The organism is Candidatus Rokuibacteriota bacterium (assembly GCA_016188005.1).
Classification (GTDB): domain Bacteria; phylum Methylomirabilota; class Methylomirabilia; order Rokubacteriales; family CSP1-6; genus UBA12499.
In genome coordinates this window covers 1-6737 of sequence record JACPIQ010000130.1, presented here as the reverse complement: position 1 = coordinate 6737, position 6737 = coordinate 1, and the positions used below count along the sequence as shown (strand labels likewise).

General features: G+C 71.5%; 8 protein-coding genes. 5 read left to right on the top strand and 3 right to left on the bottom strand.

Going from position 1 to position 6737, the window contains the following annotated elements; genetic code table 11:
- Positions 1-1398 (top strand): AMP-binding protein (locus tag HYV93_25160; protein ID MBI2529262.1); only part of this gene is annotated, 1398 nt, incomplete at its 5' end.
- A gap of 10 nt (positions 1399-1408) precedes the next feature.
- Complete coding sequence (locus HYV93_25155; GenBank protein MBI2529261.1) at positions 1409-2449, top strand: AMP-binding protein; 1041 nt, start codon at positions 1409-1411, stop codon at positions 2447-2449.
- A gap of 35 nt (positions 2450-2484) precedes the next feature.
- On the opposite strand, the gene HYV93_25150 is transcribed toward HYV93_25155, so the two are convergent.
- The 3 genes from HYV93_25150 to HYV93_25140 are packed head-to-tail and all read right to left on the bottom strand — an operon-like array spanning position 2485 to position 4068.
- On the bottom strand, positions 2485-2988 hold the full coding sequence (locus HYV93_25150) for a periplasmic heavy metal sensor (GenBank protein ID MBI2529260.1): 504 nt from the start codon (positions 2986-2988) through the stop codon (positions 2485-2487).
- A gap of 34 nt (positions 2989-3022) precedes the next feature.
- On the bottom strand, positions 3023-3559 hold the full coding sequence (locus HYV93_25145) for a hypothetical protein (GenBank protein MBI2529259.1): 537 nt from the start codon (positions 3557-3559) through the stop codon (positions 3023-3025).
- Complete coding sequence (locus tag HYV93_25140) at positions 3556-4068, bottom strand: sigma-70 family RNA polymerase sigma factor (GenBank protein ID MBI2529258.1); 513 nt, start codon at positions 4066-4068, stop codon at positions 3556-3558. The genes HYV93_25145 and HYV93_25140 overlap by 4 nt, the downstream gene beginning before the upstream one ends.
- Positions 4069-4256: 188 nt before the next feature.
- Here HYV93_25140 and HYV93_25135 point away from each other — a divergent pair, with 188 nt between their 5' ends.
- From HYV93_25135 to HYV93_25125, 3 genes are all read left to right on the top strand, one after another.
- Complete coding sequence (locus HYV93_25135) at positions 4257-5075, top strand: tetratricopeptide repeat protein (protein MBI2529257.1); 819 nt, start codon at positions 4257-4259, stop codon at positions 5073-5075.
- A gap of 225 nt (positions 5076-5300) precedes the next feature.
- Positions 5301-5969: a tetratricopeptide repeat protein gene (locus HYV93_25130; protein MBI2529256.1), complete on the top strand. Its 669-nt coding sequence runs from the start codon at positions 5301-5303 to the stop codon at positions 5967-5969.
- On the top strand, positions 5966-6737 hold a 772-nt coding region (locus HYV93_25125), incomplete at its 3' end, for a hypothetical protein (protein ID MBI2529255.1). The genes HYV93_25130 and HYV93_25125, both read left to right, overlap by 4 nt.

Genomic DNA, 6737 nt, shown 5'->3' with positions numbered 1-6737 from the left:
CGGGCGGTGATCACCTCCGATGGGGCCTGGCGTCGCGGCAAGCCCGGCGCCATGAAGGCCGTGCTCGACGAGGCGCTCAGGAACGTGCCCTCGGTCGAGCACGTCATCGTCGTGCGCTACCTGGCCGAGGCCGTCGAGACGCCGATGACGCCCGGGCGCGATCACTGGTGGCACGAACGGGTGGCGCCGCAGGCCCCGGAGGCCCGGACCGAGGAGATGGACGCCAGCGACCCGGCGGTGCTGATCTACACCTCGGGAACCACGGGCAAGCCCAAGGGCGCGGTGTGGACGCACATCTCGAACGTGGCCAAGATGTCGCTGGACTTCGGCGTCTGCCTCGACTTCAAGCCGGAAGACCGCTTCTTCTTCATGTCGGACATGGGCTGGATGGTCGGCCCGATGAGCGCCATGGTCTCGTCCATGCTCGGCGGCAGCGTGCTGCTGGCCGAGGGTGCGCCCGACTACCCGGACACCGCGCGGCTCTGGCGGCTCATCCAGGACCACCGCGTCACCTTCCTCGGCGTCTCGCCCACGCTGGTGCGCGGCATGATGCGCTACGGCGACGAGCCGGTGGCGCGCCACGATCTCTCGAGCGTGCGCATCACCTGCTCGAGCGGCGAGCCCTGGACCGACACCCCCTGGCACTGGTTCTTCGACCATGTGTGCAAGCGGCGGCTGCCGCTGCTGAACATCTCCGGCGGCACCGAGGTCGGCTGCCTGATCGTCACGGGCACCGTGCACCACAAGCTGAAACCCTGCTCGTTCGGCGGGCCCGTGCCCGGCATGGGCGCCGACGTCGTGGACGAGGCCGGCCGGTCCTGCCCGCCCGGCCAGGTGGGGGAGCTGGCGCTGCGGCAGACCTCCATCGGGCTCACGAAGAGCCTGTGGCGGGACGATCAGCGCTACTTCGAGAGCTACTGGAACGTGATCCCCGGCCTGTGGGTGCACGGCGACTTCGCCCAGCGCGACGCCGACGGCTGCTGGTACATCCTCGGCCGCTCGGACGACACGATCAAGGTCTCGGGCAAGCGCACGGGCCCGTCGGAGCTCGAGAACCTGCTGATGAAGACGGAGAAGCTGGTCGAGTGCGCGGTGGTGGGCGTGCCCGACGAGCTCAAGGGCTCGGCCATCGTCTGCGTGTGCGTGCCGCGCCCGGGTGTGGCCACCGACGCCGCCCTGGAGCGGGAGCTGTCGCGCGCCCTGGTGGAGGGCATGGGCGCCTCCTACCGGCCCCGTCGCGTGCTCTTCGCGCGCGACCTGCCCAAGACGCGGAACCTCAAGGTGATGCGCCGCGTGGTGCGCGCCGCGCTCACCGGCGGCAGCGCCGGTGACCTGTCGGCGCTGGTGAACCCCGAGGTGGTGGAGGAGCTCAGGGCCGCCCGCCAGGCCAGCGCGTAGCGCCGGACCGATGGAGCGGATCTGGACGCGCCACTGGGCCCCGGGCGTGGACGAGGCGGCGATCCGCCTGCCGGCCGAGCCGCTCCCGGTCTTCCTCACGCGGAACGCCGAGCGCCTGGGCGACAAGCCGGCGCTGATCTTCTACGGCCGGGAGGTCTCCTTCGCTGAGCTCGACGAGGCCAGCGACCGCTTCGCCGGGTGGCTCCAGGGGCAGGGCCTCCATCCCGGCGACCGCGTGGCCATCTACCTCGAGCAGTACCGCTGCACGGTGACGACCTTGATCGCGACGGTCAACGTGGCCATCGTGAATGACCCGCGGACGCGCCAGTTCGACCTCTCCTCGCTCCGCGTCTGCTCCTCCGGCGGCGCGCCCGTGCCGGCCGAGATCGCGCGCCGCTGGGAGGCGGTGACAGGCCACAAGCTCATCGAGGGCTACGGGCTGACCGAGACGACGGCCCCGACGCACAGTAACCCGCTGCACCGGCCGAAGTACGGGACGGTGGGCCTGCCGCTGCCGTTCACGGACGTGCGGATCGTGAGCCTCGAGGACGGGGTGAGGGAGATGCCGCCCGGTCAGCCCGGGGAGATCGTCGTGCGGGGGCCCATGGTGATGAAGGGCTACTGGCGGCGGCCGGAGGCGACGGCGGAGGCCATCCGCGATGGCTGGTTCTACACGGGCGACATCGGGCGCGTGGACGAGGAGGGGTACTTCATCATCGAGGAGCGCAAGAAGGACATGATCAAGGCGTCGGGCTACAGCGTGTTCCCGGCCGAGGTCGAGGCGCTCATGTACCGGCACCCCGCCATCGCCGAGGTGGGCGTGGTCGGGGTGCCGGATCCCTACCGCGGCGAGGACGTGCTGGCCTTCGTGGTGCTCAAGCCCGCTGCCCGGGGCACGGTGACCGGGCAGGAGATCGTCGAGTGGTGCCGGAGCGAGATGTCGGTGTACAAGGCACCGCGCCATGTCCGCCTCGTGGAGACGCTGCCCAAGACCGCCTCCGGCAAGATCCTCAAGCGCTCGCTGCGGGAGCAGGCCGCCCAGCGGACGTGAGGCTCCCGCCCCGCACGTGATCCCGGGGCGCGCCCTCAGGGGCGCGCAGGCTCGAAGAGCTGACGCATCTCTCCCCGGAGCTGCTGCATGCGGGCCTTCACCTGAGCCGCCCGGGCGAGCTGCTCCGGCGTCAGGATCGCGCGGACATCGAGGGCGGCCTGCGCGCTGCCCTGGAGGAGCTGCTCGCGGAGCTGGGCGATCTGCTGCAGCTGCGGCTGGATCTCCGCGGCTTGGACCTCTCCAGGGGCCAGCAGCTTGTCCGCCAGCTCCCGCTGCGTCTGCCGGAGCTGCTCGAGCGTGCTCCGCACCGCGGTGCGGCGTGCGGAGAGGATCTCCCGCACCCTGGCGTCCTGCTCGGGAGTGAGCTTCACTGCGCGGACCAGGAAGGGAAGGGCCAGCCCGCCGTCCCGTCCCCAGCCATGCCGCATGCCCTGGGCCACGGCCGGCTCGGCGCCGGTGGAGAGCAGCACGGCCAGCACGACGGCCGCCCATGCCGCGCAGCGGCCCAGCCTCGTCTTCATCTCGCTCAATGTGGTCATCTCGGTCCTCCCCATGGTAGGTCGCCAGTCAAGGTTACTCCTCCCCCCATCCCGACTCCGGCACTCCGGCAGGCGGGTGCGTGCCGGGGCTGCAACCCGGCGTCGCCAGCCAGTCGGGTCCGTCGCACTCGCTCTCGCCATCCTCCTCGTCCTCCTCACTCTCTCCCGTCAGCAGCAGCTCCTCGGCCTCGGCCGTGGCCGTGGCGTACCCGCGTACCGAGAAGAGCGCGGCCGAGACCTCGGTCAGCATGGCGCTGGCCTCCTCGGTCAGGAGCGGGGGAGGGACAACCGTCATCGCCCGCCAGACGGCGACCTCGACCCAGAGCAGGGCGGCGAACGCCAGCGCCGAGGCGCCCAGCGCGGCGGGAAGCCATCGGCGGGCCGTGGGCACGGTCCGGGTCAGTGGCTCGCGGGTCGTGGCCAGCACCCGGCCGATGACGGCCAGGTCGCGAGCAAGGGCCCGGAGGCGCCAGGCGCAGTTCGGGCAGGACTCCAGATGGGCCTGCTCGGCCGGGCTGCCCAGGCCGGCCTGGGCCTGCGTCAGGGCCTTGTCGGACAGGCAGCGACTCACGGCGCCCTCCCGAGAGACTCGCGCAGCCGATGGACGGCCCGGAAAAGGTGGCGCTTCACGCTCCCCGGGCTGAGCCCCAGCGCGGCCGCGATCTCCGCCCCCGACCAGCCCTCCAGATGGCGCAGGACGAACACCTCGCGCTGCCGGTCGGGCAGGGCACGAAACGCCAGCCAGACCCGCTGCCTCGTCTCGCCAGAGATGGCCGCCTCCTCAGGGCTCTGGCGCTCGTCGGCGATCGGGATCTCCTCGATCCGCTCGCTCCAGTGCCGGAACTGCGTCCACCAGCCGGCCCGCCGACGGTCATGGCAGGTGTTGACCGCGATGCGCGTCAGCCATCGTCCCCAGTCGGCGGGGGGCCCCTGCCGCCGCTCCGCCTCGAGCGCCTTCACGAACACCTCTTGCACGACCTCCTCGGCCTCCTGACCGTCGGCCAGGAGCAGCTGGCAGAGCCGCCGCAGGCGCCCCGAGTGCACCTGGAGCAGCTCCTCGTATCCCGATAATGGGTCCACGTGGGTTAGACGAGCCGCCACACCTCCTACTCATACTGACGAGCGACGGGGTCTCTGGGTTGACCGCCCGCCCTGGCGGGCGCTCGCTCACTGTGCCCTTACATGCGATGCTCCTGGGGCCGGCGAAGACCGGGGGGGCCACCCGGTCGGTTAGCTGAGATCAGGAGCGGGGCAAGGGAGGAGGATTCATGAGCCGGATCAAAGAGGTGAAGCGCCAGCTCGAGGCGGTGTCGCAGGCGATCGAGAGCCTGGACGCCGATTTCGCGGCCGGGAGGCTCGGCGCCGATGAGCATGGCCGTCAGCGAGCCGAGCGCGAACGCCAGGCCGGGCAGCTCTACCTGGGTCTGAGGCGAACGCAGCGCGAGGTGCAGGGAGCGCGTGCCGAGCCAGCGGCGGCCCCGGCATTGCGGCACCCGGGGTGGCTCCGCAGCCCGGTGGCCATCGCCGTCGCGTCCGTGCTCCTGGTCGTCGTCGGCGTGGGAGCGGGCCTGACGGTGGGGGGCTGGCTCGACGGCAAGCGGGGAGCCGGCGCGCCGGCTGGAGTCCTGTCCACTGCGCCGGCCGTGGATCCCTCCGCGATGATGACCGAGATCGAGCTGCAGGCGCTCAGGCAGGTGGCCGCCCGCGAGGACGCGCCGATCCCGAGCCTGCTCCAGCTGGCGCATGGCGCGCTCGACAAGGGCCGGCTCGACGAGGCCCGCCAGGTGTACCAGCGGATCCTCACGCGCGAGCCGCGGAACGTCGAGGCGATCACCCACATGGGAGGCGTGCTTTTCCAGGAGGGGCGCGTCGACGAGGCGCTGGGGAAGGTCGAGGAGGCGCTCCGCATCGATTCCCGCTACATCCACGCGCACTGGGACCGGACCCAGTACCTCTTCTACGCCAAGCGAGACTACCCCGCGGCCGTCAAGGCGGCCGAGGCCTTCCTGGGGATCGTGCCAGACGGGCCGGATGCCGACAACATGCGCAAGCTCATCGCCGAGGCGAAGCGGCAAGGAACGCGATGATGCGGGACTATGGGGAATTTTCCCCACAGGTGGGTCAGCAGCACCGAGGCTCCTGGTCGCGGTGCAGAGCCCTTCGCCCCTCGCCTACTCCTAACACGTTGATTCATTGAGGATGTAATCTGTGGGAGGGCGCTGGCATCGGTCTGGCATATCCGCCCATGAAAGCAGCCGCCAAGGCATGAGCCGGAGTATCGTGAAGATCCTATCGGGATTGGGGAGGGCCGGATGACGGCGCCCGCCGACCGCGAGGCGCGGCTGGAGTTGTCCGCGGCGGCCTCGAAGCCGCAGATCCGTGGGCCGTGGTTGCGCAGCTCCCTGGCGCTCACCCTCGGCGCAGGGTTTCTCGTGGTCCTTGGCGTGACCCTGGGCCTGGTCCTCGGGCGCTCGACGTCCAGCGGGGGCTCGGCCCCGCCCCGGCCGGCCGCAGCGGTGAGCGGAGCGGCCCGTGCCCCCGCCGTCAGCGCGGAGCTCGACATGCTGCGCAAGGAGGTCGAGCGCGAGGACGCGCCGAGCAAGAAGCTGCTGGCCTTCGCCCATCTGGCGCTGGACGAGGGCCAGCTCCCCGCGGCCATCTGGGGGTACAAGCGCGTGCTCGCCCGTGAGCCGCAGAACGTCGAGGCGATCACCCACATGGGCCTCATCCTCTACCAGGGCAAGCACCTCGACGAGGCCCTCGCCCGCATCGAGGCGGCGATCCGCCTCGATCCGAAGTACGCTCACGCCCACTGGGACCGCGCAAACCTCCTCTTCACGGGGAAGAAGAACTACGCCGCCGCCCAGGAGGCCCTCGGGGCCTTCCTGGCCCTCGTGCCGAGTGGCCCGGATGCGGACCGAGCGCGGGCCATGCTGGCCGAAGCCCGGCGCCAGATCGCGGCAGGCGGGCGGCGCGGATGAGGGACGTCGGAGGGCAGCTCGAGCGCTGGGGCCGCCGGGTCGGGCTCGAGCCGCTCGACCTCTGGTTCCTCGGGCTGCGCGCGGCAACGCTGGCGGCCGGGACCGTCTGGTGGGCGCTTGCCCCGGACTGGACGCGGGCGCCACGGCTTCCGATCCTGGCCATCTTCCTCGCCTTCAGCATCGGCCTCTATGTCCTCAACGCGCTCCATCCTGGGCGCATCGCGCTCCTGTACCGCCTCGCGCTCGTCTTCGACCTGGCCGTGGTCTTCTTCCTGGTGCGGATCACCGGCGGGTTCGCGAGCGACCTGCATCTCGCCTTCACGCTCCTCATCGCACTGCACGCCTTCTACTTCGGCCTGCTCACGGGGCTGACGACGGCCGCTGCCGCGACAGGTCTGTACGCCCTTGCGGGCACCTGGCCGCCGCCCCAGCCGGGGTTCGTGCTGCGAGTGGCGTTCTTCGGCGTCGTCGGCCTGTGCATGGGCGTGGTGGCCGAGCAGGCCCGGCGGCGCCAGCAGGCCCTCGAGCGGCAGCAGGAGCAGCTGCTCCGGTCGGACCGTCTGGCGACGGTGGGCGAGCTGGCGGCGGGGCTCGCGCATGAGCTCCGGAACCCGCTGGCGGGCATCTCGGGAGCGCTGCACGTCCTCGGCAGCCGGCTGGCGCCCGGGGACGAGCGGGCCGCCCTGCTGGCTGATGTCCAGGCCCAGATCTCCCGCATGAACAGGACGTTGACGGAGCTTCTCCAGCACGCCCGTCCAGTGACGCCGG

Excerpts from the sequence above, each read along its gene's own strand:
- HYV93_25130 (MBI2529256.1), top strand. The coding sequence starts at position 5,301 with ATGACGGCGCCCGCCGACCGCGAGGCGCGGCTGGAGTTGTCCGCGGCG.
- HYV93_25135 (MBI2529257.1), top strand. The coding sequence starts at position 4,257 with ATGAGCCGGATCAAAGAGGTGAAGCGCCAGCTCGAGGCGGTGTCGCAG.
- HYV93_25150 (MBI2529260.1), bottom strand. The coding sequence starts at position 2,988 with ATGACCACATTGAGCGAGATGAAGACGAGGCTGGGCCGCTGCGCGGCA.
- HYV93_25155 (MBI2529261.1), top strand. The coding sequence starts at position 1,409 with ATGGAGCGGATCTGGACGCGCCACTGGGCCCCGGGCGTGGACGAGGCG.